Origin of the sequence: Candidatus Desulfofervidus auxilii, assembly GCF_001577525.1 — a bacterium.
GTDB lineage: Bacteria > Desulfobacterota > Desulfofervidia > Desulfofervidales > Desulfofervidaceae > Desulfofervidus > Desulfofervidus auxilii.
On record NZ_CP013015.1, the window covers coordinates 923,942 to 947,953 of the forward strand.

Consider the following 24,012-nt stretch of genomic DNA (forward strand, 5'->3'; position numbering starts at 1 on the left):
ATGAACAAAAAAACCATCATGCTCAGTAAGGAAAAAGAAACCAAAAACACCATCCGTTACAGGGAAGAGACAGAAGGGCAACCGCCCGTGGTTCAAACCATCTACATCCAGAAATGGTTTACCGGGTCTCCTGCCCCGGAAAAAATCAGGGTAACCATAGAACCTCTCAGCTAACCTGTGGCCCGCATCATGCGGGCCAGAACTGCTTCAGGCCTCATCAGGCAAAAACTCCACTATAGCATAATACACCACCCCCAGCAAAAAAGTGACAGATCTTCTGCAAAAATGCGCCATAACCGCCTTTGAACTTATTCATAGCCCAATTTTATGATACACTCATGATAGTCCGTCAAGCCTACAAATTTAGACTAAAGACCAATGAAGAATTAGAGCAAAAACTGGTTCAATTTTCTGGCTGCTGTCGCTTTGTCTGGAATAAGGCAATTGCTCTAATCAAATTTAGGCTTGATCATAACATTTCCATTCCCTGGTATAATGACATGGCGGGTTTTCTTGGCCTCTGGAAAAGAAGTGAAGAGTATGCTTTTTTGAATGACGCCCACTCTCAGATTCTTCAGCAAACCCTTAAAGACCTCTACAAAGCCATTGAGTCAGCCTTTGCCAGAGGAAACGGCATAAGGTTTCCGAAATTCAAAAAGAAATATCGTCATGATTCTTTTCGTTACCCTCAAGGAGTCAAGATAGATAATAGGCGAATATTCCTCCCCAAGATTGGTTGGGTAAGGTTTTACAAATCAAGGGAAATAGAAGGCAAGATTAAACAGGTAATCGTTAAAAGAGAGTATAAACACTGGTATGTAAGTGTAATCACAGAAAAGGAAGTAGAACCAATTACCAGACTACACAGTCCAATCGGCATTGATCTTGGTGTTAGAAAAATCATAACTCTTTCTGATGGAACATATTTTAAGCCACTTGATTTGACCAAACTAGAAAAGAAGCTCAAAAGAGAACAACGCAGGCTAGCCAAAAAGAAGAAATTTTCTAAAAACTGGTATAAACAAAAAGCTAGAATTACAAAACTCTGGCAGAAGATAAAAAACAAGAGATACGACTATGTTCACAAACTCTCAACCGCTATTGCCAAAAACCACGGCATAGTGGTTGTGGAGGATTTAAGAATAAAAAACATGACCAGATCAGCCAGAGGAACCATTGACAATCCTGGCTACAATGTCAAGCAAAAAGCGGGACTTAACAGGAGCATTCTGAGACAGGCGTGGGGAATATTTTTAAGGCTGCTTGAGTACAAACTTGAGTGGAGTGGTGGCAGGCTGGTGGTAGTTAATCCCAGGTATTCTTCTTTTACCTGCCCTGTTTGCGGTCTTACAAGCAGAGAGAACAGAAAAAGCCAGGCGAGGTTTGTATGCGAGAACTGCGGTTTTGAAGCCAATGCTGATTTTGTGGCAGCACTAAACATTCTTGAAAGAGGTTTTAAGAACCTGTCTGAAGATTTGTGTTTTCTTACCCAAAAGAGAATCAAAGAACTGGTTTTAGAACTATCTACCGCCGGGACGGCGGGAGGTAATGCCTGTGGAGGGAGTGCATTGCTCCCTGTGAAGCAGGAACCGGCAGGAAACCGTGAGGGAGTAATGCTCCCTGTTAAACTAAAACAGGGAATCCTCTCCCTTTAGGGAGGGGAGGAGGTCAAACCGCGGAGGCAACCCATGACAGGATACGTAATCAAGAGAGATGGAAAAAAAGTAGCCTTTGACTGCTGTAGAATCACAAAGGCAGTAGAAAAAGCGTTTAAGGCCTCAAAAGAGGTAAACTCACCCCAGGCAGCAGCCTGGCGTGTAACAGCAATGGTCCTTAAGTGGCTTGATGAGGAAGGCAAAGATACAGTCCACCTGGAACATATCCAGGACCTGGTTATAAGAGCACTTCACACCCTGGGCTACCATCAGACAGAAATCCGTTATGCCATCTACAGACACATGCACCAGCAGGCAAGAGTAAGCCGTGCAGGTCTTCTTGATGTAAATGATGTAATAGAAAACTACATCAAAGACCACGACTGGAGGGTATGGGAAAATGCAAATATAGGATTCGGGTTTGGAGGGTTGCTCCTCCACTCAGCAGGTGCAATGATTGCCAACTACGTGCTGAATTATATTTACCCGGAAGAAATCGCTAATGCACACAGAGAAGGTTTTTTCCATATCCACGATCTGAGCATGGGTATTACTGGATATTGCTGTGGCCATTCACTGAGACAGCTGTTACTTGAAGGTTTTGGTGGAGTAACAGGAAAAACCTCGGCCATGCCCCCAAAACACTTCGGCTCAGCACTCCTTCAGATGGTAAACTATCTGGGTACATTGCAAAACGAATGGGCAGGCGCCCAGGCATTCAACAATGTTGATACATTACTTGCTCCATTTGTCAGAGCCGATTGCCTTTCTTATAAAGAAGTCAAACAGGAAATCCAGCAGTTTATTTTTAATCTCAATGTCACTTCCAGATGGGGAGGACAATGTGTACCTACCGAAACTGAATGCCTTACACCACAAGGCTGGAAAAAATATAATGAGTTAAAAATAGGTCAAAAAATAGTTACCTTTGATATAAAAACACAATCTTTTAAAGAAGACACCCTTTTAAAGGTAAATGTCTATCCCTACAAGGATTACCTCTACACTATTGGAAACCAGGTAGTTACCCCCAATCACAGAGTGGTCGTCTGCCAACAAGATGGCATTTACAAACTCATAGAAGCACCATTCTTACTATATCACATTGACAGATTCTCCATACCCCACGGATATCCTCAGGTAAAAAACGTTCCTCTTTCTAAATTGAAACTCAACACCCTGTTCTATGAAGGGAAAGTCTGGTGTCCCACCACAAAAACAGGCACCTTCATTGCCAGAAGAAACGGCGACGTCTTTATTACAGGTAACTCTCCCTTTACCAACATTACCCTGGATTTCACCATACCCGAGTACCTCAAAAAAGAAGCTGCCATCGGTCCGGGTGGAAAAACCCTCGATGCCACCTATGGAGATTACCAGAAAGAGGTTGACATGATCAACAGAGCATTCCTTGAGGTAATGCTTGAGGGAGATGCTCAGGGAAGAATCTTCCCATTCCCCATACCAACCTACAACATAACCAGAGACTTCAACTGGGACAGCGAAAATACAAAATTACTCTTTGAGATAACAGCAAAGTATGGAATCCCATATTTTCAAAATTTCATAAATTCAGCTCTTAAGCCTCAAGACGTAAGGAGTATGTGCTGCAGGCTGAACATGAATCTGAAAGAATTACGCCATAAAACTGGTGGTTTATTTGCCTCAGGAGATACTACTGGCAGTATTGGTGTAGTGACTTTGAACTTACCCCGTTTAGCCTACCTGGCAAAGAAAAATGGAGAAGAATTTTTTGCACTTATTGAACAATACATGGAACTTGCAAAAAATAGCCTGGAGATAAAAAGAAAACTCCTTGAAAGAAACCTTGAAAGAGGACTCTTTCCGTTTACAAAAAGGTATCTGCCCAGAGGATTCAGCACATTTTTTTCCACCATCGGATTGATAGGAATGAACGAAGCCTGTCTGAACCTTACCGGTGAAGACATCAGTGCAGAAGAAGGTCAGAAGCTGGCCATCGCCACACTCTCCTTCATGAGGGAAAAACTCAAGCAGTTTCAGCAGGAAACAGGCCACCTCTATAATCTGGAAGCAACACCAGCAGAAGGCACCAGCTTCCGTCTGGCAAAAATAGACAAAAAAGACTTCCCGGATATCCAGACCGCCGGCACAGACAACTCTCCTTACTACACAAACTCCACTCAGTTACCTGTAAATTATACTGATGACCTGGTCTCTGCCCTGGAACACCAGGAACCACTCCAGTGCCTCTATACAGGTGGAACGGTCTTCCACTGCTTCCTTGGTGAAAGACTGCCTGATACCACAACCTGTAAACTTCTGGTGAAAAAGATACTATCAAATTTCAGATTTCCCTATCTTTCTATCACACCAACTTTCAGCATCTGCCCTCAACATGGCTATCTGAGCGGTGAGCACTTCCAGTGCCCTCAATGCGGAGAAGAATGCGAAGTCTACTCCCGTGTGGTTGGCTATTATCGACCGGTCAAAAACTGGAACAAAGGAAAAAAACAGGAATTTAAAGAAAGAAAAACATTTAAGATATAAAAAACCAACGGAGACAAACATGTGGAAGGTTATACTGCTGGTCCTGGCCATAGGAGGATTATTACTAGAACCAGAAAGGAAATTGAGAAAAACCAAGAAGAGAGAGCAGAGAAAAAAGAAAAGTGACTACTTCAATCCTTCTGGCCCAGTGCCACCTATGGGGCTAGGATTGTAAACCCAAGCCCCGGCAAGCTTTTAGCAGCTAAAAAGAAGGGGAAACTTCCCCCAAATTGTGTCACAATTTTATTGATTGATTCCAGTAACCATCCTGTTTTTTAAAAAACCTCAAATGAGAAAGGTCACAGAGTATATGTTCATCACACTTTGCCTGGTGGGAATTGCCCTGTGTCTGTCAGAGCCAGTATTCCATCACACTGTATGCCACACAGAAGGTTGCAAACTTGCTGCCCAAAGCCTGCGTTTTAAATACAGTTTCAACCTGATAGGCACAGTTGTATTTACCTCCTTAATCCTGCTAAATCTCTTAGGATGCAGGAGAGTAATGCACATCCTCATTGCAGCCTCAATTACAAGTGAGGGATTTCTCATCGCCTATCAAAGACTTGTTCTCTCAGAGACCTGCCATTTATGCATGGCCATAGCAGCAATATTTTTTGGCATTACATTATTGAAACTTATAACGGCAGATGAAAAAACAGGACTTATTTCGGGGGTTGCGGGGCTTGTTTCCATAGTAACCCTTTCGTTTTTCATGCATCCCAAGGGGGCATGTATTTCCTCAAGAGAGAAACTAATACTTTTCTACAGTAATGAGTGTCCTCATTGCCACAAGCTCATAGATGAGTGCAAATGCTGCCGCATCAAAGTGCAGACACTGCCGGTTAAACGTTATTCAAAAATACTTAGAGCTCTAGGAATAAAAGATGTTCCGGTGCTCCTCGTTAATGGCAGCCGGGAGAAGAGGATAATAGTTGGCAAGAAAAAGATAGAAAAATATCTAAAAATACCAAATCAGGATGCACCGATTTTGCATCCTTACACAGGATTTATAGCACCTGAAGGACACGCGCAGGATACCTGTAGTCTGGATGAACCGTGCACCAGAAAAAAGTAGGGGAAAGAACTATGCTACTTACAATCGTCAAGGCCCCGTTTGCCTATGTAAGGGCCATATACAATCCGATAACCCGTAGATATACGGAGGTCAGTTCCCAATACCCAGTAATATGTCTGGGAAAAGAAGAGGGCAAAAGGGGTATTTCCTATTCAGTCGATTTCAAACTGAGCAGTGGGTTTTATGATGATGCAATCATCTGTTATGTAAGGGAATACGGGGATGAACAAGGCATTGACCAAAAGACGTTCAAGAGAGTACTTAAAATTGTGTCCTCTTCGTTAAACCTGGCCGACGTACAACCAGTGCGGGTAGCATTTTCTTATTCCAGCATCTATATGGGATGGAAGACACCGCCAGATAAAACACCACGGTGGTGGAGCAAACCGGAGGGGTTTGAGAAGTATGTTATAAGGCTTAAGAAAAAACTCAATGAAACTGGCTTTCTAGATGTGGATTTTGCCCCAGACTTCAAAAGGGAAATCACAGCTATCCTTGGGGCAGAATAAAGCCAAACAGGGCATCCCTTTTCTAAAAGACGTCTGTTTTGACCCCCATTGCAGGGGCTTGCCGGGCCCTACCACATTCAAAAATAAAGGTTTCCCTTTTTGTGAAAAAATAAAATATCATAAGGAGAAATTTGCCATGTATCAGGTTGATATTTTCAGCACCACCCACCCCCTCAACAATAAAACAGCATCTGCTGCCATTTTAAGAAGCAACAACCACCAGAAAACTGTCACCTGCATTGTTCCCACCATGGATAGAAAAATGGCTGAATTCCACGCTATCAGTAAGGCTGTCTCAAGTCTTAAAAAACCAGAAAATACCGTTGTAAAACTCTACAGCCTGCAAAACCTGAGCTACTTCTTTAAAAACAAACCCGTTGAGGCAAAATACCACCAGACCATCAGAGAACTAAAAGAAAAACTCAAAAAATGCAAGCAGGTAATAATTGCGAAAAATACACTCAAATATCAGCATATTTTTAACCAGGCAAAAATAACCGCCATGCAGATAGATAGAGAAAAAAACAAAGGGAATACAAAAACAACCAGCATTTCTGACAAAAAAAGGGCAATTGAGCTGTTAAGAGCCGATCTACCAACCTGGAAAAACAACATTCCTCCCACACCAAAAGAAATAGAATCCTCCCCATCCCTGGAACACTTCCTGGCTGAACACCTTAAATCTCCTGACTACGGAACAAGAACGAAAATTACAGATATATCCTTTATAAAAGCCATACTGGAAAAAGTAAGGGCCTACAGAAGCAGAGACCTAAGCCATTATGATGGGTATGATCCAGACATTTACAAAACAGCAAAGACCGAAACGATAACTCTAAAAGTTGATAACGAATTCTACCTGCTTAAAAATGGCAAACGAATTGACTGCAATCTTAAGGATAAATACTTTGATGGGATGAGGATTAACATTACAACAAACCACACAAGAGACATGATGACCGGGTTTCAAATACTCCTTGACTTTTTCTATCCTGACGAAGGCTACCGAAAAAAATGCGTCATCTTTGACATTAAACCAAAAACACAAATAGCCCTTGAAGGTAAGAATATCAAACAACAAGACATCCGGCCAGACCAGACAAAAACCACCAAAGAGAAGAACGGTTTGAAACAGTTACTCTTATTTGGAGGGTAAAACTGTGGGTAAATGTATTCACAAAGATTTTGTCTGTTATATGGGATGGCGTGAGAAACCCATTGGCACAGGGGAAGCAGCAGTAATAGTAATCCCCCTGAGAGAGGATAAACTAACTGATAATCAGCTTGCTGAGCTAATGAAGCCCCTTAAAGTAACAACTTTCTCACAAGAAACTATAGATTTTACAATCCAAGAATTGGACTAAGAAACAATAGTTTTTACATTGAACCAAAAATACAAATATCCCTTAAAGGTGAAAATACCATGCTCTTTGAAAAACTCACTCAAAAACAATTTACCTATGAGGAAGTTCCCCTCAACAAAATTACTATTGAAGAAGAAGACAGGATTAAACCACCAGCATTTTTGGCCAGAAATATCAAAAAACTGGGACTCATCCACGATGTGTTACTCTACAAGAATGGTGAAAATTACCACGTCCTCACAGGAAGAAAAAGAATTCTTTCTCTGAAAAAAAGCAGGGTTAAAACAATCCCCGCCAAGGTCCTCTCTGAAAAACCAAATAACGCCGAAATTGCACTTATACTACTCTCAGAAAACTTTATTCGCAAGTCAAGTCCAGCTCAGGAAGCACAGCAAATAAAAAACCTCATTGAATCAGGATATTCCATTGAGAAAATTCATAAAACAACAGGCATTCCCATAAGAATGCTTAAAGCAAGACTCAAACTTCTTAAACTCAATCAAGAATGGTTTGAAAAATTGCAAAAAGGAGAAATTACCCTTTCTAAAGCACTAAAAATCGCAGAACTTCCTGAAGCTGTCCAGAAAAAACTTTCAGGTGAGAAAACCAAAACAATTGCAGAAATAGAAAACCAGCTCAGGACAACCAGATTACAACCAATTGAACAGATTGAACTTAACTGGACTGTACCTGAAGAAAAACCACAGGATAAGAAGCAGAACCTTACACAATTTCTTATAAGAAATAACCTTTACTGCCAGGTCACTTTTATCCCCGTGCAGGGGATCTTTAAGGCCATAGTTGGTACAAAGAAAAAGAAGGTTATAGCAGAAGACAAAGACATTATCACCTCAATTATAAAGGCAATAGAAAAATTAAAAGGAAGGTAAAATATGAAAGTCAGAGGCTGTGGAACAAGAACCCCCGGAGGGACATACCTTGTCTGCACCACCTCCCCATCTGGGCTGCCTGTGGAATACTTTGTAGTAGACCCCCCAATCTCCATGGACACAAAGCCGTTCAGATCACCAATCCTGCATGAACAAAACGGCACCTGTCATGTCATAATCTGGATAGGAGAAAAATTCTATCCATCTGCGGTTGACTTTATAGAAGAGGCAAGAATTCAGGGAGTAAGCAGAAGAATTCCCAACACCTTCCCACTTGAAAAACTGACAGCAAACTCAAAAATGATACTCATTCACCCAAAAGCAACATCGCCAAATTTCGTCCAGCTTGTGGAAAACAGCCAGCTTCCTGAACACAAATGCAAGCATTACAACAAATTGACCAGAAAACCCCAACCAATTTCCTCACACGAAAATTATAGAGAGTTTTGCTTCTGGCACCTGTACTACACACTGGCAAAAACTGAAACAGAAACAAAAAGAACCATTGGCAACACACACTACCATGTACCATTCTGCAAGGAAATTGCCCAGTTAACCACCACAATCAATTATAAACCAGCCGTTTTTGCCACTTTTCCCATTCATAAAATTGAACACATAAGAGACAGAAACGGAAAGGTAAACCCGGAATTCATAAAGAAAGCAGAAAATATCAAAATCCCTGTAGAGGTAGTAAATGAGTAGCCAGCAAAAAACAATCTATAAATGCAAATTCAAAACAATTACCCTTAAAATCAGAGAAAAAACACCAAAATACAAGGTGAATTCCCCAGAAGCTACTTTTGAGTTTGCAAGGAAGATCTATGAACAACTGGACGATGACCAGGAACATTGTACTGTATTGTTTTTAAACAGTAAAAATCAAATAACCGGTTTTAAGACCATTTTTTCCGGTGGACAGAACTCCGCCCAGGTTGACCCAAAAATAATTTTTAGAAATGCGCTCCTCTTCGGTGCAGTAAGCATCATTCTCATACATAATCATCCTTCAGGAGATGTCGAACCCTCCGAAGATGATCTGGAAATGACCCACAAATTAAAGTTAGCAGGGGAATTCCTAAACATCAAAGTGCTGGATCATATAATCATCAGCCAGAGTGACTTTTACAGCATAGCAAGCCATTTATGGAAATAAAAATCTGCCAGGGTACTGTCCCAGGTTGCGTGTAAAATTGGTTGCAATTAAAATTTTAGGGCTTATCCTCCTAATAACAAATGAATTTTAAAAAAAAGAAAGGAGGAAAAGCCCATGCAAACTAAAGAAAACTTATCACAGACAGTTAAGGATGTAAAGGTAATGGAGACCTTTCCTACTGAGGAATCATGTATTAGAATACTATTTAGTTTACTTAAGTTGCAAAATGAAAATTGGGAGGGTAAGCCTGTCAGGGATTTTTAAATTTACACAAATAAGGGAATGGTACCCCTTTGTTAAATGGGGAGGAATTGCTCTCTGCGCAGCTATTTTGGTTATTGGAACCGCTGTTCTTGTAAGCATACAGAAAAAACAGCAATATTTTAGATCTAGGGTGCTTAAAGATGCGTCAAGAATATTATGGGAAAAAACTACAGCCCATATATTACTCATGAACAATAAGAATAATATCAAAAAAGGTGCGCAGCAAATTGTGTTAAAAATAATTCCGACAGATATAGAACTTCACGGGAATATAAAGCCAAAAGAGCTATTGAGCAAATTAGAAAGTTCTGCATATGGCTATGATTATATTCCGGAAGAATTAGCGGAGAAGTTATGGAATGCTATGGCTGAACCAGATGGGTCAATATATTTTGAAAAAGAAAAGGATGTCGGTATTGAATCTGTTTATTTTAGCGAGTCGCAAATAGAAGAAGATTTGTTTCAAGGTGTTGATGTTGAATTGCGCGTTCAACATATTCCAACGGCTCTTTCAAAATACACTTCAATACATGACATCAAAGGGAAGATTATAGTTGCTCGTATTGCCGTCAAAACAATAGATAATCCATATATTGGGTGGGTGCGGGTCAATCTTGAAACTCGTGCTGGCCCTTTAATACTTCACTTTCCACCGAAGCAGATCGCGAATGGGAAGCTAATATCATCTTATGTTAGGTATGTAGGAATTTTTCTTGATGATGAGAAATTTCGATTTTAACAAGTCGCTCCATAGGAATGGATACTCTTTTTTAGCTTTGGGAGAAGCCTTTTATATTTGTAGTAGTTCCAGTCTTTGTTGGTTTTAGCTATCTCAAGAAGTTTATTATAAACAAATCTACAATGTCCTATTTGTTTGTTTAGAAACTGTATCTGGTTTTTCTTGGGATACAGTCTGAAACGATACACATATCTGGTCATCTATAAAGAGTTTTTGAGCACACATAGTTAACAGCGTCTGTATCTCTCCTTTAAAAAGGAGAGGATTAGACGCAAAGTCTGTCCTAAATACCATGCAAAAAATACACAAGCAGAAAACCGGCTTTCGCTTCGGGCTACACAGGCTTCAGGTAGTTTCGGAGGTAGGGCAGGTTGTTTACCTTGGCCGTACTTACAAAGTTGTGATGGTAAAAACGGAAACAGGCCAGAACTATCTGGCTATAAGGCTCTACAACGAGAAGGGCAAATTTATCAAGCAGTTTCTCCTGGAACCAGAGATAGCTTCTCAGGTAGGACAGCTGCTGATTAAGCTGGTTGGCAGCAGCCCAAGAGAAACCTTACCATGCAAAAAATACAGATAAAAACAACACTAAACTTCCTCTTCTCTTTCTTCAAGGATACCCCTGGCCTGATTGAAATCAGAGCAATCTTAAAAAAAGACAAGACCAGGGCAAAACGCATCTTTTTGACCAGAAAAACCCTGGCTGATTCCACTCCTTTCCTTACAACACACTCTGAGTGGCACCTTTGCTTCGGTGTAGCCACAAGAAGAAACGCCAGGGGAAATGCAGTGCTCATGCTACCCGCCCTCTGGGCAGACATTGACCATAAAAAGCTTACCCTCAACGGTATCCCCACTCCCACCATCACCATCGGATCAGGCAGGGGACTGCATCTCTACTGGATGCTTGAGCAACCTGTAAACGTGGCATTTACCAGGCAAGCAGATAATATTCAGGCAATACTCAGGGGTATAGCTCAAAAACTCAACGCAGATATAGCAAGCACAGACATACCCAGAATAATGAGAATACCCGGCACACTAAATCCTAAATACGATCCCCCACAACAATGCAAAATCCTCACTCAGTCCAGGAAAAAATACCCGCTTTCTCTATTTGAACCCTTCAAGGTCCCCATCAGAAAGAAAAAATTTCGGCCGGTTGACCCCTCACCAGGCATTTCGGACGGAATAGAAATAATACTTCAGGAATGCGAATTTATCAGGTGGTGCAGAGACAATCAACCCGAAGTTTCTGAACCTCTCTGGTACGCCATGATAAGTAATCTGGCAGTACATGAGAATGGAAGAGAAATAATACATCGCTTCTCATGCCTCCACCCGAAATACTCAGAAAAAGAAACGGATTATAAAATTAAACATGCCCTCAGAAGCACAAGGCCCCATACCTGCGCCTACATCCAGGCACATGGATTTAACTGTGCTGGATGCAAATGGAATGGCACAGTGAGATCACCGGCAGGCATACCCTACGTAGTTCTGTACAGGACAAGAAAAATCGCCAGTTAACACCACAAAAAACAAAAAAATTCCCATTTTCCAGTAAAAGGAAATAACCATGAAAGAAATTCTATATTACCTGACTACAACAGATGATCCTGATTACCTCTTCTGTCCATATACTGAACAAGAACTTGCCAACATGTCAGGCGCCACTTCAGTTTCAGAGGTAGATGAAGAAGAATTTATGGAATATATCAGGTCCTTCGGACACACATACGGAGTAAAACCGGAATTCTGCACCAAAGAAGACAACTATACAGAGAAAATTACCGTAGCCATGCTGAACCAAACTGAAATAGAAAAGCTCAGTCGTAATATCATGCAAAGAATACACCAAAGAGTAGAAAAAGCCAGAACAAGTTTCAAATACCTGGATCTGAAAGACGTCAGAGACATCAGTGAGAATTTGTGCTACATAAGCTACCTTATCTATCCAAGATACGAAACTTACTTCGTAATATCCACCGACCGCTATACCATAGATGGAAACGAAGTAGAACTAATAGAGTTTCTTGCCAGGGAAAAACCGCAGATCCTTTTCATAACCCAGCTATTTGAGTGCGACTTTTCGTGAAAACCCAACAAAAAACCATACCCCTTTTGTGAAAAATTAAAAAAGGAGTTACCCATGCGTCCTGCCGCTCAGAAAAAAATGGGCTATTACCCCACCCCTCCTGAAATAGCCCATATTATTCCATCATTCCTTAAACCAGATGAAAAAGGAAAGGTATACAGGCTGCTTGACCCATGCTGCGGTAAAGGTACAGCACTGAACATAATTTCTCAGAAACTCTCAGAAAAATACAGGTTCAAAAAGTTCAAAACTTATGGTGTGGAACTTGACTTACAAAGATACACTGAAGCACAGGCAATGCTCAACCACACCATCCATGCAGATGCACTGATGGAAACAAGAATAAGCAATGAATACTTCTCACTTCTCTTCCTCAACCCTCCCTATGACTGGGAACAGGAATCCGAAGAAACTTATTATTCAAACAGCACAAGATATGAACTCAGCTTCCTTCAAAAATATACCGAAAAACTCAGACCAGACGGTATCCTGGTTTTCATCGTTCCTTTCTCGTTCCTTTCACGATATAGCTGCTGTAGCTTCCTCACCTCAAATTACTCACACATAAAAATATTCAAATTTCCTGCAGAACTCTACAAACCATCCAAACAAATCGTAATTTTTGCCAGAAAACAGACACTACCATACGACCACCAGCTTTTTAAAACAATCTCGGAACTAAAAGAAGAAGAGATAGAGGAAATAACTGAGGTAACCAGACCTTTCTATGAATTGCCTCCTTCAAATATCCTTAAAGAACCCAGATTTACATCTGTCCGGTTTGACCCAGAGCAGGTAGCAAAAGAAGTTGAAACACACGGAATAAATATAGAAGAAGAAATCAATCCCGCAATAGGCCTGACAGACTCAATACGCCCCCTTATGCCCCTCAGAAAAGGACACATGGCACTACTCCTTGCATCAGGGTTCATGGACGGAATCTTAGAAAAAGACGGAAAAAAACTCGTCATAAAGGGATTTACAAAAACAGATAAAACCGAAATTGAAGAAACGGATGATGAAGGAAACAGGGTGAAAAAAACGATACAAAAACCAAAAACAGTCATAAGAGCCCTGGATATTGAAAATAAAAAAATTCTCACCATTGAGTAAAAAAAATAAATGACGGAGTCTCCGGCGCTTAAAGGAGGCTGTGATGAAATCATCCTTTATCATACACCAGGGCAAAAAGGCATACCTGGACTTCTTCATAGCTGAAAAACTACCATACGACGACTGCCTGCTGCTCCAGCTGACTTCAATAGCCGGCCCACAGAGCGTGGTCAAGGGCATAAAAGCAGCACTTCTAAATCGTGATAAAGTAACCATCTCCATAAATGGACAAGACAGCATTGCCACCAGAGGCTATGGCTATTCCACCACTGTAAAACAAAAGAGACTTCCATCAGGATACCTGCACACCCTGATATACATAAAATCCCGGTTCAGTTACCACACAACTAATTTTTCCTATCAGGACTTCATAGTCCATGGAAAAGATGAAAATGAATGTATGAAAAAGCTTTTTGCATGGATTAAAAAAAGTCCCATTCCCTTCACTAAACAATGGACAGAATGGCTGTGGCAACAGCTTGAGAAAAACCAGCTTATCACAAATAGAGGCACAGCATACTCAATCCATCTCTCACAAGAGGAAGTCGAAGAACTCATGATAAAAAATCTGGATTATCTCAAGGCACTGATTGAGAAGAAAAAATGCAAGAAACAGTCAACATAAAAGACTTTATAACAGAATTTAAGGAAGTTCTGTCAGAAAAAGTAATAAAAAAGCTAAATCCTGTTTACAACCCTGAATCTGAAGACGAATTTGATAAAAAAACTGAAAAAAACTGTGCCAGACTACTGAGACAACTCTTTCCAAATCAGCTTCTTGCAGCAAAAGCCCTTGTAAAGGGATTGAAAAAAGAAAACAGGAAAAATCTCTTTCTCACAGCAGAAATGGGCTGCGGGAAAACCATAATGGCCATTGCCACCGCTGTCTCGCTCAAGAAAAGGCCCAGAGTCCTTGTAACCTGCCCACCACACCTGGTCAATAAATGGATAAGAGAGATTAAACAAACCGTAAGAAACGCAGAAATATATAACCTCAATACTCAGAACGTAATTTCTCAACTCCTCTCGTTAAGAAAACTCAAAAAAAGAAAAATCAAACCCTCAAACGCTGAATTCTACATCATCGGAAGAGAAAGAATGAAGCAAAGGTATGGCTGGAAACCTGCTTACATAAAACGCACCACCAGAAAGACAAACCCCGAAACAGGAAAAATAGAAAAAACCATCATTCTTCTTTGCCCAAACTGTGGAAAACACATCATTGACGAAAAGCATATCTCCCTGTCGGAACATGCTCTGGCAAAAAAGAAACACTTCTGCATCCACTGTAAAAACCCTCTTTTTGAAGCAGATAGAAATAGAAGACGTCATGCAGAACCAGCATGGTTTATAAAAAAATATCTTAAAAACTTCTTTGATCTGGCAGTATTTGACGAGGCACATGAGTTAAAAGGAGAAAACACAAACCAGGGAAATGCATTTGGCTCAATTGCAAGTGCAACACCACATACACTCTGCCTCACAGGCACACTCATGGGAGGCTATGCAGATAATCTGTTCTATCTCCTCTACCGCACAGACCCATCACTTATGGCACAGGACTTCAGATACAAAACAGGCACAGGAGAATGGACTGCAAAATACGGAGTGCTTGAAACCGTAACCATTGAAAAAGAGGACGAAGATAACATCTATGGAAGAGGAGGAAAAACCTACACCAGGATCAGAAAGAAACCAGGTATATCACCTGAAGTCCTTGCAAAATACCTCCTGGATAGATCGGTATTCATGAGGCTGACAGATATATGTAATGAATTGCCCGAATACAACGAAACAGTCATTTCAATAGACATGCATGAGGAACTCAGAGATACCTATAACCAGCTCAAGGAAAACCTCATCACAGCCGTAACAAAGGCATTGAGAGGAGGGTCACGACGCCTCCTGGGAGCCTATCTCCAGGCATTACTTGCATATCCAGACGCATGCAGAAAGGAACTTATTATTACCGACCCAGATGATAAAACGGAAATAATTGCAGATGCACCGGCACTTATAGTTGACAAAACAGAAAAAGAAAAAGAACTGCTTGAAATAGTAAAGAAAGAAAAACAGGAAAAGAGAAACTGCCTCATTTACTGTACCTATACACACACCCATGACGTAACCCATAACCTAAAAAGACTTCTTGAAGAAAACGGCATTAATACCTTTATCCTGTCTCAAAACATAAGCACCTCAAAGAGAGAACAGTGGATAAAAGACAAAGTGAAACAGGCAAACGGCTATGTATGCATGATCTGCAATCCTGAACTGGTAAAAACAGGACTTGACCTTATCGAATTCCCCACGGTTATCTATTACCAGACAGGCTACTCCATTTACACACTCAGACAGGCAGCAAGAAGAACCTGGAGAATAGGCCAGGACAAAGACGTAAGAGTATATTACCTGGTTTATAGAGACAGTATGCAGGAAACAGCCATGAGGCTTATCGCAACAAAACTTGAAACTTCACTGGCAATAGAAGGAGACCTCACTGATAGAGGTCTGGTTGCACTCTCAGAGGCAGGAGAAGGACTTATTTACGAACTGGCAAGAACTCTTATTAATAACATACACACCCCAGGAAGTCTTGATTATTACTGGAAAGACTACAGGAAAACCGAGGCTGAAACAGATTCTTACCTCACCCCAAAAACCATTAGGGCATTCAGTATGGACAGGAGAAAAACTGTTACTCTGGAACAGGCAGGCGATAAAATAATCTGGATAGAAATCAGGGAAAACAAACGCAGGAAGAAAAGATCAACCACGATAAAGGTAAAACAGGGAGAACTGGAAAAAATTGCCAGAAAAACTGGCCAGACTGTCTTCCAGCTTACACTCCCCCTGGATGTGTGAACTACCCCTCCCTTACGGAAGGGGACTTCCCGGCGGAAAAGTTAACCAGGCCACATTACCCATATAAAAACCCCAAATCATCCCCTGAAAAAATAACACAATAATAAAAAATTTAAAAGGAAGGAAAAATGGAAGAAATACTCAAAAAACTGGTTGATGAAATAAGCTCACTCGCTACAGAAGGCAGAGAAATCACCTACTCAAAAAACGCCATAGGCATTACCACACTGCTTTTTTGTCCGCTCAAGGCAGAGTTCAGACAGCAACACCCTGAAATCAAAACAGAAGGACCTGAAATAGATGATGGCTACTTCTTTGAAAAGGCAGTAAAACAGGCTGCCACAAACCTCTTTGGCAAAAGAACGCTTATAGAACCAACCATCCCATACGAATCACCACAGGGCGTGAGAATAGAAGGCCACCCTGACCTGGTAATCGTAGGAAAAGAAAAGGTACTTGCACTGGAATGCAAGGCTCCAAACTTCCTCTTCTCCACCGCAAACGGTATAGGTGACAGCATCCTCTTCTGCAAAAATGGCCAGACTGTCTCCATCTCCCCACATTATCAGCTCCAGGCACGAATTCAGAAATTCCTGCTTCAGAAACACTTCAACAATAAAGAAATAGTCCACTATATCTTTGCAAAAACACTTATACGCAGCAAGTCCCGACTTAAAAAAGTTTATATATTCCATGAGACACAAACTGCTGCAACCCAGCAAGAAATGGAATACATGATCTCTCAGTTTCTCAATGAAAAATCTCCACGCTACCCCTGGGAATGCCATTACTGTCCCTATAAAAAACACGGTATATGTGAAGGAAAGGCTGTTACTCAGCAAGCAGCAGCTCAAACATTAAAAGAAGTCCCACCACACCTCAAAAACCTTACCGAATCATATATTCAGGCTCACACCACACTCAAAGAAATCGAGGCAATGCTTAAGGAAGCCCTGCCTCCAGATACCCACATTGAACTCCCACTCAACGGAAAACCAACAAAAATAGGATGGATCACAAGAACCAGATACATCTGGAATATTCCAAAACTTTTTAACACTTTAGGAAAGCAAATATTTGACTTTCTCTACCTCAAACCACGGGCAACCGCCGCTCTTGAAGAAGCCATCCAGCGCAGTGGTAAAGACCCACAACAATTCAGAGAAAAAACCAGCAAAACCACATGGAAAGCACTCTAAGGAGAAAAAAGTGAAAATATTGCACCTTGCAGACGTCCACATTGACGAAAAGAAAACAGTAAATGGCAAAATAATATATGACGAGGAAGGTATAAACATAAGACTTAAAGACCTGCTTGATTGTATATCACAGGTTAAAAACACGGCAGAAAAAGAAAATGTCTCTCTCACACTCATTGCAGGAGACCTGTTTGAAAGAAAAACCCCTACTCCATTTGAAACCTACACCGCCACAAAGGTTCTGTCTGAATTAGGTTCAATCTGCCCTGTGGTATTAACTCCGGGAAACCATGATGCAGTGGATTCTGTCAAGGCGCTGGGCTTTATTAAAAATATATATGTCCCGGAGCCATTCACGCCCATAAGGTTTTCAGATATCACTATCTTCTGCGTTCCATATCCTGACCTGAAAGAAGGATCACGCTCAGAAGTAAAACAATTATATGAGAGAAAAATCCTTGAAACCTCAAAGAAACTCAAGGAAAACAGTAACTTCCTGGTGGCACTCTGTCACGCTCCGGTAGAAGGAGCCTCCTACCCAACAACAGACCGGGATGTAAACGAAGTAACCCTCTCTCCTTCCTGTTTCAAACACCTGGACTATGCTGCCCTGGGCCACATTCATAAACCTCAGAGAATAGAAAACATATACTACCCGGGAAGCGTGGATACATGGCGCCGACAGGAAGCAGACGAAGAAAAAGGATTCTATATTATAGATACAGACACCCACGAAGTCACATTTTACCCCATTACCACCAGACCTGTGCATAACCTGAACTTCACCATAGACACCATCCCTCTGGTAATAAATGTGCTTGAGCAATCAATAGTAAGGATAGAAATTGAGGTACCTGAAGAAAGAGCAGGAGACTATGACCCGGTCAGAGTCCAGAACGTCATAGCAGGCAACCCCCTTGATGTAAAAATTATACCCCGGATTATCAGAACACAACGTATGCGCTGTCAGGAAATTGTACAGGCAAAAAACTTTAACGAAATAATAACAACATACATGAAAAATAAAAAACTACCAGAGGAAAAAATAAACCGCATAAGGGAGAAAATAATGGAACTTGTGAGGAAAAAAGAACTGGAGGCAAAGTTATGCTGATTCAAGAAATCCACGTTGATGGAATCGGCCCATACACAAACCCTCAGACCCTCACCCTGGAAGGAAATCTGGTTGGTATTTATGGAAGAAACGGAGCCGGAAAGACATTCCTGCTTGAAGCCACATTTGCCACCCTTTATGGAAACTTTCCTTCCAGAAAGGGAACAATCTATGACCAGATAAATGATAACCTTACAAAAGGAGAACTTTCCATAAAATTCTCCTTAAACGGAGAACTCTACCAGGCAAAAAGAGTTATAGATAAAAAAAGCAAAAAACAGCTATGCACTCTGTCCAAAAACGGCTCACCCATTGCCGGGCCAAAAACCGCCGAATACCTAAATGCCATAAGAACCCTTCTTGGAACAGAAGAAACCGTCCTTGCCTCAACCTTTAGCACAGATGACTTTACAGGTGATCTTACACTTCTGCCAGGCAGTAAGAGAAAAGAACTTCTGGCAGAATGGCTGGAACTTGAACACTATCAAACACTCTCGGATGCAGCAAAAGAAAAGGCAAGGGGGCTGGAAAGCAGCCTTGCAGAAGCAAGGGCAAGGCTTGAGATCCTTTTAGAAAGGGCAGAGGGAACAGAAAGTCTCAGGGAACACATAAGGGCCCTGAAGGGGGAGATAAACACCATAAGGAAGGAGATTGAAAGCTGGGAAAGTGAGAAGGATAAAATTGAAAGAAAACTTGCTGCACTCAATGAAAAAAGAAAAACGCTTGAGCAACTAAAACAAAGAAGAGAGACCATTAATGAAGAACTGCTGATGCTTAGAGAAAGGTACAGGAAGCTGTGTGACGATAGAAGGAAGATCCTGTCCATTATGAAGGAAAAGCCATATCTCCTAAAGAAGATGGCAGAGCATAAGGAGATTTCAGAATTAGTTGATCAGCTTGAGCAAAAGGTAAACGCAATGCTTGAAAAGAGGGAAAAGGCACAGAAGGAAAAGGACAGCCTGACAAAAAAACTTCATGAGGTTGAAAAGGAAATTGCCAGGATTTCCAGCAAACTTGCCGCAGCAAAGAGGGAATCAGAGACCATAGACCGGGTAAGGTGCAACAGGCGGGACTGTCCGTTTCTTCAGAGCGCCTGGGCCGCAAGGGAGGTCCTTCCATCACTCACAAAGAGACTAAAGGCCAAAGAAGAACTTGCAGAAAAGATAAGAGAGAAGATAGCCTCAGTTTCTGTTTGCGAGATCCCCAGAGGGGTTGCCATCCAGCTTGCCAGTCTCAAGAAGAGAAAACAGGAACTTAATGAAGAGGTCCTCAGACTTACCCGCCTTGAGGAGGCAGAGAAGAGACTTGCCTATTTTGAGGCTGAGATCAGGGCCACGGTAGAGAGTGGGAAGAGAAAGAAAGATGAGCTTAAGAGGACTTTGCAGCAGATAGAGGAGATAGAACTTGAGCTAAAGGACCATGAGGGAGGGGAAGAGGTGCTGTCTGTGGTAAGGCTAAAGCTTGATAGCCTCAGGTCCTCCCTTCAGGATAAAAACATGTCCCTTGGAGACCTGACCCGCCGCCTTGAGGAGGCAGAGAAGGCCAGGGAAGAGGCAGAAAAGCTCAGGGAAAAGGTTGAGAGGCTTAGGGAAGACTTTGAAGATTACAGTTTTATCTGCGAGATGTTTGGGAAGTGTGGAATTCAGCCACTCTTGATGGAAGCCAGTCTGCCCCGACTTGAACAACTTACCCAGCAGTTTCTGTCCTCAATCTGCGAAAGGCAGTTCAATGTGACCTTTAAGACCACAAAGGAAACAAAATCAGGAAAAATACAGGAAACTCTGGATATAGTGGTAACAGACCTTGAAACAGGCACAAAAAGGGATATTGCAAACTTCTCAGGTGGTGAAAAGACACTTATAAGACAGGCCATCAGAATGGCATCAGCTGTATTCAGAAGTGAAGTGCATAAAAACCGCTGGGACACCTTCTTCTGCGATGAGTCATTCGGAAAACTGGATGAGGTAAACGCAAGACAGCTCCTTTCAGCCATGAAAGCCCTTACAAATTACTTCAAAAAGGTTGTGTATATAAGTCATGAAAGAGAACTTATAGAAATTGCATCACAGAAAGTGCTTGTTGAGAACGGAAAAATTGCAAGGTAATAGAGGGCACCATGATCATCAATACAGAACCATTCCACAAAGCACTTACCCTCTTGAAAAGGACAACAGGGTCAGAAATGGAAAATCCTTTTTTAGTAATGCACTCCTCAAAAGGGAGGCTACACCTCGCATCCCGGGAAAGCCATATCTCAACATTGATAAAAATCCCAGTAGTGGGAGAAATCAAACCGGTTTCAACTCTTTTAAACCCTATCTATTACTTCACAAAAAACATAAAAAGCAAAGCCATAGAAATTACAGGAAGTAAAAACCTGACTCTCACATCCCTGGGTACACAGGAAAACCTGGTTGTCCCGGCAGTTGACATCACACCGGAAATCAGGCCGGTTTATCATGCAGGAACAAAAACAATCAGGACTTCCAGTCTGTTACATGCACTTGACCGGGTAAGCCTTCCCCTTCAGGAAGAAGATGTCATAGCAATCACCGCCAATTCTCTTTCAGGGTACAGCCAGAATATCATCACCTCAGCCACAATCCCCATTTCAGACACCAATGGACTATTGCCCTATGCTCCGGCAAGAAGGCTAATCAAACTGCTGAAACTATGCCCTGAGAGCCTGCAATACACCACAGGCATGGAAAACCACATCAGATTTACCGCAAGAAACAACCCTCTTGAAATAGAGATAACCGTTAGCCCCGATGCTCTCATACCATCAGAACTCCCTGCTATTCCAGCACCACAACCGTCATTTTATGTTGAAACACAGTTTTTTTACCATAGACTGCGCCGCCTGAGCCTTATAACAAAAGGAATTCCCACAAAAACCCTGCTCCACTTCGATGGGCTGAACCTGCACGTTACCACATCCAACAACCACCTTACCTCCTCGTTTTCCATCAGCACAAGATCCCTATCTTTCAATCCTGCCTTCATACCATGCAGACTTAGACCCCTGCTGTCCTTCGTTTCCGCTGTAAGAACTACCAGGAAGATATACTTCGGTATTAATGAAAAAACCTGGCTGCTGAAAAATAATCTCGCACTGATGGCTATAATATCCTGTGGTGTCAAAAATAAAATACAGTGACCTTCAGGCAGTACTGGCCTCCACGATTTGAAAAAGTAAGCTAGAGAAAAATAATTATGAAAAAAGCAACTTTTTACTTTGACGGAGCCTGCCTCCCGGTCAATCCTGGAGGAATCGGCACATTTGGTTTTGTTGGAGTAAGCAACAATCAAATTATCTGTGAAAAATCAGGAATAGTCTCAGAAACCAGCACCAACAATATTGCCGAATGGACTGCCTTCATAGAAGCCCTAAAAGAAGCACAAAAACTTAATATTACACACCTTACTGTTAAAGGAGATAGTCAGCTTGTAGTAAACCAGATTAATAATATCTGGCGAGTAAGAGACGGAAATATCGTGAAATTGTACAGGCAGGCAAAGGAGCTCCTAAAATACTTCCAGGAAGTAAAGGTAATATGGATAAGAAGAAAGGGAAATCTGGCTGACAGACCGGCGCATCTAGCCTATATCAACTATATTGAACAAAAACCAAAACAAAGGGCACAAAAAGAAAACTATCGCATAATAAGATTATCCCCTGGTGCATACCAGGTGATTACAGATAAAGAAAAGACCTACACAGTGCGACCTGATGAACCATCCTGCACATGTCCGTTTTTCCAGCGAGTCAACAGTTACAGACTCCATATAAGAAGTGGCATAGTCATAAGATGTAAACACATCTTTGCAGTCCAGGCCTATGCGAAAAAATAAGAAAACAGGCTTTCAAGAAATCAGCGAAAACGAAATTAAAAATCAGATTCTCCAGTATCTCACCGCAAGAGGTATCTTTGCCTGGCGACAGAACTCAGGGGCATTTATTTACGAGAATAACAGGCAGAACCACAAAAGACGATTTGTCCGCTGCGGTATCCCGGGAATTTCTGATATTATCGGCTTTTACAAGGGCACTACCTTCTTTCTGGAAGTAAAAACACCAACAGGCAAACCCACAAAAAACCAGAAACTTTTCCTTGAACAGGTCAATAAAAACAATCAGCTCGGCGTAATTGTAAGAAGCCTGGATGACTGCATTGAACTGTTCGAACAGTGGGATAGGAAAGCAAACCTTGAATATCTCAGGAAAAGATTCTCAAAATAGACAGAGGAGTTAGAAGTGGAAAGAAAGCTCTACATGGCCAAAAAAACGCTCAAAGGTAAAAAAAAGATATACAAACCCGGAGACTTCATTGCCCTCTCTCCTGAAAAAGCACAGCCCTTTGTTGAAAAAGGCTCACTTGAGGAAATTCCCGTGGTTGAAACAATCCGCAGAGAAATTGCCTCTTATGGAGGAGTAATCTTTGTAAAAAGTGCTGTTCTGCAGGAAAATATAGCATTTTGCCTGAAAGAAAACAAAAATAAACCGCCCGGAATCATCACATATACAGAGGAAGAACTTGCTTCCCTGATACTCAAAAACCCCACCCCGGAATCCCTGAAGATAATACATGAAGTAAAAAAAACACTGGGTGGACAAATTATCAGGTAACCTTCTGGTTTCCCAAGAGATTCTGCATTGAACTACCCCTCCCTTACGGAAGGGGCCTTCCCGACGGGAAAGTTAAAAAATGGTTAGGAAATACCCCCCACCAAGATATCTCATGTTTAGCTTTTTTATCGCTTGACACCTTGAGAATTTGCTTTTTCTATCAGAACCAGATAATCTTGCAGGGCCTCAAGAAGTTTAACATTCCCCCTTGCTGCAGCAAGTATGTTACCAACAGCCATGTCATAAGCAGCAGGGTCCATTCCCTGTTCTACAAGTATGTCTCTTACCTCATTGCTTATCTCATTGAACATAACAACTGAGTTTTCCCACAAAGTTTTTTGTTTATACCACTTGTATGTGGTGTATATTCCGACAATACAGAAAAATGTTATAAGAAGGCTTATAATGTGGACAGCCCCCCGATTTCTCAGTTTCCTCATCGCTGTGCCCCCTCAATACACCTTAAATGCCCCTTTCCGGTCCTCTCTATGGGGGGAGGCAAGATTTAGAAAATCACTCTACCCTGATAACTATGAAACCATCAGAACGACGGCCCACGAGATACTTACGTCCTCTGCCATCCGTAACCGGATGGTGAGGAATTCTCTTTTTTACTTTGTTAACTTTGATAAACACCATCTGGTCTTTTTTTAAACTGTGTATTTTATCCATCAAACTTCTTTCCATCATCTTCCCCTCCTTCCTCATATTTCCTGCCCCCCTCAGAACAGAGGCCTCGTTATTCCAGCCTCTCCTCTGAGAGGAGCAGGTGAGCGAAGGGGGGAAAATGTTACATTACAACATTTCTAATA

General features: G+C 41.6%; 29 protein-coding genes. 26 read left to right on the forward strand and 3 right to left on the reverse strand.

The window, feature by feature from the left end; all coding sequences use genetic code 11:
• The 13 genes from HS1_RS13340 (at position 1) to HS1_RS04795 (ending at position 10,181) form a co-directional block, all read left to right on the forward strand.
• Entirely contained in the window at positions 1-174 is a 174-nt protein-coding gene (locus HS1_RS13340; RefSeq protein ID WP_172793646.1) for a hypothetical protein, read from the forward strand.
• Between the two features lie 164 nt (positions 175-338).
• Positions 339-1,655, forward strand: coding sequence for an RNA-guided endonuclease InsQ/TnpB family protein (locus HS1_RS04750; protein WP_082757614.1), 1,317 nt, complete (start codon positions 339-341; stop codon positions 1,653-1,655).
• 33 nt (positions 1,656-1,688) lie between these two features.
• Positions 1,689-4,184, forward strand: a complete 2,496-nt coding sequence (locus tag HS1_RS04755) for a ribonucleoside triphosphate reductase (RefSeq protein ID WP_066061662.1) — start codon at positions 1,689-1,691, stop codon at positions 4,182-4,184.
• Positions 4,185-4,203: 19 nt separating this feature from the next.
• A complete protein-coding gene (locus HS1_RS13055; protein WP_156469388.1) occupies positions 4,204-4,359 on the forward strand; it encodes a hypothetical protein in 156 nt (51 codons plus the stop codon).
• Between the two features lie 114 nt (positions 4,360-4,473).
• On the forward strand, positions 4,474-5,259 hold the full coding sequence (locus HS1_RS04760; protein ID WP_156469389.1) for a vitamin K epoxide reductase family protein: 786 nt from the start codon (positions 4,474-4,476) through the stop codon (positions 5,257-5,259).
• A gap of 11 nt (positions 5,260-5,270) precedes the next feature.
• A complete protein-coding gene (locus HS1_RS04765) occupies positions 5,271-5,768 on the forward strand; it encodes a hypothetical protein (RefSeq protein WP_066061667.1) in 498 nt (165 codons plus the stop codon).
• Positions 5,769-5,904: 136 nt separating this feature from the next.
• On the forward strand, positions 5,905-6,924 hold the full coding sequence (locus tag HS1_RS04770; RefSeq protein WP_156469390.1) for a hypothetical protein: 1,020 nt from the start codon (positions 5,905-5,907) through the stop codon (positions 6,922-6,924).
• A gap of 4 nt (positions 6,925-6,928) precedes the next feature.
• Complete coding sequence (locus tag HS1_RS04775) at positions 6,929-7,132, forward strand: hypothetical protein (protein WP_066061673.1); 204 nt, start codon at positions 6,929-6,931, stop codon at positions 7,130-7,132.
• Positions 7,133-7,191: 59 nt separating this feature from the next.
• On the forward strand, positions 7,192-8,022 hold the full coding sequence (locus tag HS1_RS04780) for a ParB N-terminal domain-containing protein (protein WP_066061676.1): 831 nt from the start codon (positions 7,192-7,194) through the stop codon (positions 8,020-8,022).
• A gap of 3 nt (positions 8,023-8,025) precedes the next feature.
• Complete coding sequence (locus tag HS1_RS04785; RefSeq protein WP_066061679.1) at positions 8,026-8,727, forward strand: hypothetical protein; 702 nt, start codon at positions 8,026-8,028, stop codon at positions 8,725-8,727.
• Positions 8,720-9,178: a JAB domain-containing protein gene (locus tag HS1_RS04790; RefSeq protein WP_066061683.1), complete on the forward strand. Its 459-nt coding sequence runs from the start codon at positions 8,720-8,722 to the stop codon at positions 9,176-9,178. The genes HS1_RS04785 and HS1_RS04790 overlap by 8 nt, the downstream gene beginning before the upstream one ends.
• Positions 9,179-9,292: 114 nt before the next feature.
• Positions 9,293-9,442 (forward strand): hypothetical protein, encoded by a 150-nt coding sequence (locus HS1_RS13060; protein ID WP_156469391.1) that lies wholly within the window; start codon positions 9,293-9,295, stop codon positions 9,440-9,442.
• On the forward strand, positions 9,405-10,181 hold the full coding sequence (locus HS1_RS04795) for a hypothetical protein (RefSeq protein WP_156469392.1): 777 nt from the start codon (positions 9,405-9,407) through the stop codon (positions 10,179-10,181). Before HS1_RS13060 ends, HS1_RS04795 begins: the two co-directional genes overlap by 38 nt.
• Here the strand turns inward: HS1_RS04795 and HS1_RS13950 are convergent.
• On the reverse strand, positions 10,178-10,381 hold the full coding sequence (locus tag HS1_RS13950; RefSeq protein WP_082757616.1) for a helix-turn-helix domain-containing protein: 204 nt from the start codon (positions 10,379-10,381) through the stop codon (positions 10,178-10,180). The two genes, HS1_RS04795 and HS1_RS13950, sit on opposite strands and share 4 nt — an antisense overlap.
• Before the next feature lie 92 nt (positions 10,382-10,473).
• Here HS1_RS13950 and HS1_RS04800 point away from each other — a divergent pair, with 92 nt between their 5' ends.
• The 13 genes from HS1_RS04800 (at position 10,474) to HS1_RS04860 (ending at position 23,200) form a co-directional block, all read left to right on the forward strand.
• Positions 10,474-10,761, forward strand: coding sequence for a hypothetical protein (locus tag HS1_RS04800; RefSeq protein WP_066061689.1), 288 nt, complete (start codon positions 10,474-10,476; stop codon positions 10,759-10,761).
• Entirely contained in the window at positions 10,743-11,711 is a 969-nt protein-coding gene (locus tag HS1_RS04805) for a hypothetical protein (protein WP_066061692.1), read from the forward strand. The genes HS1_RS04800 and HS1_RS04805 overlap by 19 nt, the downstream gene beginning before the upstream one ends.
• Positions 11,712-11,760: 49 nt before the next feature.
• The gene (locus HS1_RS04810; protein WP_066061695.1) at positions 11,761-12,279 is read left to right on the forward strand and encodes a hypothetical protein; all 519 of its coding nucleotides are present in this window, start codon (positions 11,761-11,763) and stop codon (positions 12,277-12,279) included.
• 54 nt (positions 12,280-12,333) lie between these two features.
• Positions 12,334-13,392: a DUF6094 domain-containing protein gene (locus HS1_RS04815; protein ID WP_066061698.1), complete on the forward strand. Its 1,059-nt coding sequence runs from the start codon at positions 12,334-12,336 to the stop codon at positions 13,390-13,392.
• Between the two features lie 43 nt (positions 13,393-13,435).
• The gene (locus HS1_RS04820) at positions 13,436-14,017 is read left to right on the forward strand and encodes a hypothetical protein (protein ID WP_066061701.1); all 582 of its coding nucleotides are present in this window, start codon (positions 13,436-13,438) and stop codon (positions 14,015-14,017) included.
• On the forward strand, positions 13,996-16,257 hold the full coding sequence (locus tag HS1_RS04825; protein ID WP_066061705.1) for an SNF2-related protein: 2,262 nt from the start codon (positions 13,996-13,998) through the stop codon (positions 16,255-16,257). Before HS1_RS04820 ends, HS1_RS04825 begins: the two co-directional genes overlap by 22 nt.
• Positions 16,258-16,385: 128 nt before the next feature.
• Positions 16,386-17,456, forward strand: a complete 1,071-nt coding sequence (locus tag HS1_RS13345; RefSeq protein WP_066061708.1) for a PD-(D/E)XK nuclease family protein — start codon at positions 16,386-16,388, stop codon at positions 17,454-17,456.
• The gene (locus HS1_RS04835; protein WP_216638274.1) at positions 17,374-18,570 is read left to right on the forward strand and encodes a metallophosphoesterase family protein; all 1,197 of its coding nucleotides are present in this window, start codon (positions 17,374-17,376) and stop codon (positions 18,568-18,570) included. Before HS1_RS13345 ends, HS1_RS04835 begins: the two co-directional genes overlap by 83 nt.
• Positions 18,564-20,675 carry an AAA family ATPase gene (locus tag HS1_RS04840; protein WP_066061714.1) on the forward strand — a complete coding sequence of 704 codons (2,112 nt, stop codon included), beginning with the start codon at positions 18,564-18,566 and terminating at the stop codon, positions 20,673-20,675. Before HS1_RS04835 ends, HS1_RS04840 begins: the two co-directional genes overlap by 7 nt.
• Before the next feature lie 11 nt (positions 20,676-20,686).
• Complete coding sequence (locus tag HS1_RS04845; RefSeq protein ID WP_066061717.1) at positions 20,687-21,730, forward strand: hypothetical protein; 1,044 nt, start codon at positions 20,687-20,689, stop codon at positions 21,728-21,730.
• 56 nt (positions 21,731-21,786) lie between these two features.
• Entirely contained in the window at positions 21,787-22,425 is a 639-nt protein-coding gene (locus HS1_RS04850; RefSeq protein ID WP_066061720.1) for a ribonuclease HI family protein, read from the forward strand.
• Positions 22,412-22,813, forward strand: a complete 402-nt coding sequence (locus tag HS1_RS04855; RefSeq protein WP_066061723.1) for a VRR-NUC domain-containing protein — start codon at positions 22,412-22,414, stop codon at positions 22,811-22,813. The genes HS1_RS04850 and HS1_RS04855 overlap by 14 nt, the downstream gene beginning before the upstream one ends.
• A 15-nt stretch (positions 22,814-22,828) precedes the next feature.
• On the forward strand, positions 22,829-23,200 hold the full coding sequence (locus HS1_RS04860; RefSeq protein WP_066061726.1) for a hypothetical protein: 372 nt from the start codon (positions 22,829-22,831) through the stop codon (positions 23,198-23,200).
• A gap of 125 nt (positions 23,201-23,325) precedes the next feature.
• Here the strand turns inward: HS1_RS04860 and HS1_RS04865 are convergent, their stop codons facing one another.
• Together HS1_RS04865 and HS1_RS13065 are read right to left on the reverse strand one after the other, a co-directional pair.
• Positions 23,326-23,640 (reverse strand): hypothetical protein, encoded by a 315-nt coding sequence (locus tag HS1_RS04865; RefSeq protein ID WP_066061729.1) that lies wholly within the window; start codon positions 23,638-23,640, stop codon positions 23,326-23,328.
• Between the two features lie 73 nt (positions 23,641-23,713).
• On the reverse strand, positions 23,714-23,890 hold the full coding sequence (locus HS1_RS13065) for a hypothetical protein (protein WP_156469393.1): 177 nt from the start codon (positions 23,888-23,890) through the stop codon (positions 23,714-23,716).
• Positions 23,891-24,012 lie beyond the last annotated feature (122 nt).

Bases quoted from the DNA above. Each gene is read 5' to 3' on its own strand.
- HS1_RS04850 (WP_066061720.1), top strand. From the start codon at position 21,787: ATGAAAAAAGCAACTTTTTACTTTGACGGAGCCTGCCTCCCGGTCAAT.
- HS1_RS13950 (WP_082757616.1), bottom strand. From the start codon at position 10,381: ATGACCAGATATGTGTATCGTTTCAGACTGTATCCCAAGAAAAACCAG.
- HS1_RS04840 (WP_066061714.1), top strand. From the start codon at position 18,564: ATGCTGATTCAAGAAATCCACGTTGATGGAATCGGCCCATACACAAAC.
- HS1_RS04765 (WP_066061667.1), top strand. From the start codon at position 5,271: ATGCTACTTACAATCGTCAAGGCCCCGTTTGCCTATGTAAGGGCCATA.
- HS1_RS04810 (WP_066061695.1), top strand. From the start codon at position 11,761: ATGAAAGAAATTCTATATTACCTGACTACAACAGATGATCCTGATTAC.
- HS1_RS04820 (WP_066061701.1), top strand. From the start codon at position 13,436: ATGAAATCATCCTTTATCATACACCAGGGCAAAAAGGCATACCTGGAC.
- HS1_RS04795 (WP_156469392.1), top strand. From the start codon at position 9,405: ATGAAAATTGGGAGGGTAAGCCTGTCAGGGATTTTTAAATTTACACAA.
- HS1_RS04780 (WP_066061676.1), top strand. From the start codon at position 7,192: ATGCTCTTTGAAAAACTCACTCAAAAACAATTTACCTATGAGGAAGTT.
- HS1_RS04805 (WP_066061692.1), top strand. From the start codon at position 10,743: ATGCAAAAAATACAGATAAAAACAACACTAAACTTCCTCTTCTCTTTC.
- HS1_RS13345 (WP_066061708.1), top strand. From the start codon at position 16,386: ATGGAAGAAATACTCAAAAAACTGGTTGATGAAATAAGCTCACTCGCT.
- HS1_RS04800 (WP_066061689.1), top strand. From the start codon at position 10,474: ATGCAAAAAATACACAAGCAGAAAACCGGCTTTCGCTTCGGGCTACAC.
- HS1_RS04845 (WP_066061717.1), top strand. From the start codon at position 20,687: ATGATCATCAATACAGAACCATTCCACAAAGCACTTACCCTCTTGAAA.
- HS1_RS04790 (WP_066061683.1), top strand. From the start codon at position 8,720: ATGAGTAGCCAGCAAAAAACAATCTATAAATGCAAATTCAAAACAATT.
- HS1_RS13340 (WP_172793646.1), top strand. From the start codon at position 1: ATGAACAAAAAAACCATCATGCTCAGTAAGGAAAAAGAAACCAAAAAC.
- HS1_RS04815 (WP_066061698.1), top strand. From the start codon at position 12,334: ATGCGTCCTGCCGCTCAGAAAAAAATGGGCTATTACCCCACCCCTCCT.
- HS1_RS13065 (WP_156469393.1), bottom strand. From the start codon at position 23,890: ATGATGGAAAGAAGTTTGATGGATAAAATACACAGTTTAAAAAAAGAC.
- HS1_RS04865 (WP_066061729.1), bottom strand. From the start codon at position 23,640: ATGAGGAAACTGAGAAATCGGGGGGCTGTCCACATTATAAGCCTTCTT.
- HS1_RS04760 (WP_156469389.1), top strand. From the start codon at position 4,474: ATGAGAAAGGTCACAGAGTATATGTTCATCACACTTTGCCTGGTGGGA.
- HS1_RS04855 (WP_066061723.1), top strand. From the start codon at position 22,412: ATGCGAAAAAATAAGAAAACAGGCTTTCAAGAAATCAGCGAAAACGAA.
- HS1_RS04825 (WP_066061705.1), top strand. From the start codon at position 13,996: ATGCAAGAAACAGTCAACATAAAAGACTTTATAACAGAATTTAAGGAA.
- HS1_RS04770 (WP_156469390.1), top strand. From the start codon at position 5,905: ATGTATCAGGTTGATATTTTCAGCACCACCCACCCCCTCAACAATAAA.
- HS1_RS13060 (WP_156469391.1), top strand. From the start codon at position 9,293: ATGCAAACTAAAGAAAACTTATCACAGACAGTTAAGGATGTAAAGGTA.
- HS1_RS04785 (WP_066061679.1), top strand. From the start codon at position 8,026: ATGAAAGTCAGAGGCTGTGGAACAAGAACCCCCGGAGGGACATACCTT.
- HS1_RS04750 (WP_082757614.1), top strand. From the start codon at position 339: ATGATAGTCCGTCAAGCCTACAAATTTAGACTAAAGACCAATGAAGAA.
- HS1_RS13055 (WP_156469388.1), top strand. From the start codon at position 4,204: ATGTGGAAGGTTATACTGCTGGTCCTGGCCATAGGAGGATTATTACTA.
- HS1_RS04755 (WP_066061662.1), top strand. From the start codon at position 1,689: ATGACAGGATACGTAATCAAGAGAGATGGAAAAAAAGTAGCCTTTGAC.